Annotated in this window: 3 protein-coding genes; all 3 read left to right on the top strand. The window is 46.3% G+C overall.

Annotation, left to right across the window (positions count from 1 at the left end; translation table 11 throughout):
* On the top strand, nucleotides 1–380 hold a 380-nt coding region (gene purN, locus V5298_RS20155; protein WP_332933209.1), incomplete at its 5' end, for a phosphoribosylglycinamide formyltransferase.
* Nucleotides 340–1,086, top strand: coding sequence for a DUF3108 domain-containing protein (locus V5298_RS20150; RefSeq protein ID WP_332933208.1), 747 nt, complete (start codon nucleotides 340–342; stop codon nucleotides 1,084–1,086). The genes purN and V5298_RS20150, both read left to right, overlap by 41 nt.
* Before the next feature lie 177 nt (nucleotides 1,087–1,263).
* On the top strand, nucleotides 1,264–3,258 hold a 1,995-nt coding region (locus V5298_RS20145; protein WP_332933207.1), incomplete at its 3' end, for an acyl-CoA dehydrogenase.

Genomic DNA, 3,258 nt, shown 5'->3' with positions numbered 1-3,258 from the left:
CCGGTTTTATGCGCATTTTAACCCCGCAATTTGTTGAGCATTATGGGGGAAAATTATTGAACATTCATCCATCTTTGTTGCCTAAGTACAAGGGCTTACATACCCATCAAAGGGCCATTGACAACGGAGATAAAGAACATGGTGTCAGCGTCCATTTCGTTACTCCCGAATTAGACGGTGGCCCGGTTATTATTCAAAGTCGCGTACCGGTTTTCGATGGCGATAATGCCGATGACCTGGCCCAGCGGGTGCAGGAACAAGAACGTCGCATTTATCCCCTAGTACTAAAATGGTTTGCTGCGGGACGACTTTCTATGAAGGAAAATAAGGCAGTACTTGATGATAAAATTTTACCGCCACAAGGTTATGCTCACGAATAAATGGCAACGCCTTATCGTTGCTATTTTTATTTTACTCTCGGCAAAAGTCAGTGCTCAAACTGACAATGAGACGTTGCTTCTTATCCCGTTTGAGGCAACGTACACTGCCTATAAGTGGGATGATGATGTGGGCGACGTAAAAATACGACTCGAACCCCTTTCGACGTCTCAATATTCCCTCACCTATGCCTCCGAAGTATCGAAATTTTTTCTCTCTGATGAACGTTTCGAACATTCTATTTTCCACGTTGCTGATGGTACCATTGTACCGGAAACTTACTATTACAAACGTACTGGCACTGGTCCGGACAAACAACTTGAATTAACGTTTATCAATGAACCTGAAAAGCGTATTGAAGTTGTTGGCGGCGATGTTCTACCTTGGCGTGGCGAAACCGATAATCAGCTTTATCGGCTGGATTTAGGCCACCGTTTAGCCCACGGTGAAACCGATATAAGCTACGATTTTATCAATTACCGCGGTGAATTTAAGCATTATGGTATTGAGGTGATTGGAAAAGAAACCCTCTCCTTACCCGTTGGTAAAATTGACGCCATTAAAGTCAAACTCATTCGTAATAATAATACCCGCCAAACCTACGCTTGGTTTGCGCCATCGCTGTCTTACACATTAGTCCGTTTACAGCAGTTTAAAGACGACTCGGAACAAGGCGATATTCAGCTTTCTTCCTACGTGACCTTATAATATAAATTTCATATCCTGTGTCTGTTGTCATCTTCACGGCAGACGCAGGTTGAATAAATGTAAATTTCCTTAATTAGTTTCTTGACCTTTTGTTAATGAACATTTAGCGTTAACATTATTCTGGTCAGACCTCAACGGGTCGACCTAAAATATTTCAAAACCGTTCAGGAGTGATGTATGGGTGAATTAACCTGGTTCCTCATTTTCGTTATTGCAGCTTGTGTTGGTGCATACAAACGTATGAGCTTATCTAGCGCTGTGTCATTGCTCGCAGGGGTGATGCTGCTAGGCACCCTCTTTGGTGAAATAGGCCTGTTGGGATGGTGTCTTTTCCTTATCGTAACGATCCCCCTTGCCAACGGCAACATACGCCGTAAACACATAACCACCCATCTGCTACGATTCTACAAGAAAGTCAGTCCTGAAATGTCAGACACGGAGCAAGAAGCCATTGATGCTGGCACCGTATGGTGGGATGGCGAACTGTTTAGCGGTAAACCTGATTGGGAAAAACTCCATGCTATCCCCAAAGGCCGGTTAACCGCAGAAGAACAAGCCTTTCTGGACGGTCCGGTGGATCATGTGTGTTCTATGGTCGATGAATGGCAGATAAATCATCAAGATGCCGATCTGCCCCCGGTAATTTGGGCCTACTTAAAAGAACATAAATTTTTCGCCATGATCATCAAAAAACGCTATGGCGGCTTAGAGTTTTCTGCTTATGCCCAATCCAGAGTATTGCAAAAATTAGCCGGTTGCTCAGCGGTTTTATCCAGTACGGTTGGGGTACCAAATTCCTTAGGCCCAGGGGAATTACTGCAGCATTATGGTACCGAAGAACAGCAGAATTATTACCTTCCTCGTCTAGCCGAAGGCAAGGAAATCCCCTGTTTTGCCCTCACTGGACCGGAAGCTGGCTCGGATGCCGGTGCCATTCCCGATACAGGTATTGTGTGTAAGGGAGAATGGGAAGGCCAAGAAGTCCTTGGTATGCGTTTAACCTTTAACAAACGCTATATCACCCTAGCTCCGGTAGCCACCGTGATTGGCTTAGCATTTAAATTGCAAGATCCAGACGGCTTATTGGGTGAAACCAAAGAACTCGGTATTACCTGTGCACTGATTCCCCGGGATACCGACGGCATTGAGATTGGCCGTCGTCATTTTCCTTTAAATACCCCATTCCAAAATGGCCCCATCCATGCCAAAGACCTGTTTGTGCCACTGGATTACATCATCGGTGGCCCGTCGATGGCAGGTAAAGGCTGGCGAATGCTCATGGAATGTTTATCGGTAGGTCGCTGCATCACCTTGCCCTCAACGGGAGCCGGTGGCGCAAAATCCATCGCGTTAGCAACGGGCGCCTACGCCAGAATTCGTCGTCAGTTTCGCATTCCGGTAGGCAAGATGGAAGGGGTAGAAGAAATGCTCGCCCGTATTGGCGGTAATGCCTATCAAATGGATGCAGTTACCCGTTTTGCCACTGTAGGTGTCGATTTAGGCGAAAAGCCCTCTGTGATTTCAGCTATAAGCAAATATCACCTTACTGAGAAAATGCGTCAGGTTGTTAACGACGCCATGGATATCCACGGCGGCAAAGGCATTATGCTTGGGCCCAATAACTATTTAGGCCGAGGTTACCAAGGTGCGCCCATTTCTATTACTGTGGAAGGCGCGAATATCCTTACCCGTAATATGATGATCTTTGGTCAAGGCGCCATGCGTTGCCACCCATACGTTTTAGCGGAAATTAAAGCGGCGGCATTAGAAGACAAAGAGGCCCAACTCCATGCCTTCGATGAAGCGGTATTTGGTCATATTGGCTTCGCTATTGCCAATAAAGTGCGCAGTTTCTGGTTTTCTCTTACCGGTGGCCTTTTTCACCGCACGCCCTTTAATGATGAAACCGCACGCTACTATCAATTACTTCAAGGCTACAGCGCCAATCTGGCGTTTTTAACCGACATCTCCATGGGCATGCTTGGCGGTGAGCTAAAACGTAAAGAACGCCTCTCGGCCCGTTTAGGGGATATTCTCAGTGGGCTTTTCCTTGCCAGTGCCACGTTAAAACGCTTTGATGAAGAAGGCCGATTACAAGAAGATGCGCCGCTAATGCATTGGGCGATGCAAAATACCTTGTATGATATCGAGGAAGCATTAGATACCTTCCTG

This window comes from Alteromonas sp. 14N.309.X.WAT.G.H12 (assembly GCF_036697315.1).
In the GTDB taxonomy this organism is placed as follows: domain Bacteria; phylum Pseudomonadota; class Gammaproteobacteria; order Enterobacterales; family Alteromonadaceae; genus Alteromonas.
This window is presented reverse-complemented; position numbering and strand designations above follow the sequence as displayed.

Excerpts from the sequence above, each read along its gene's own strand:
- V5298_RS20150 (WP_332933208.1), top strand. The coding sequence starts at position 340 with ATGATAAAATTTTACCGCCACAAGGTTATGCTCACGAATAAATGGCAA.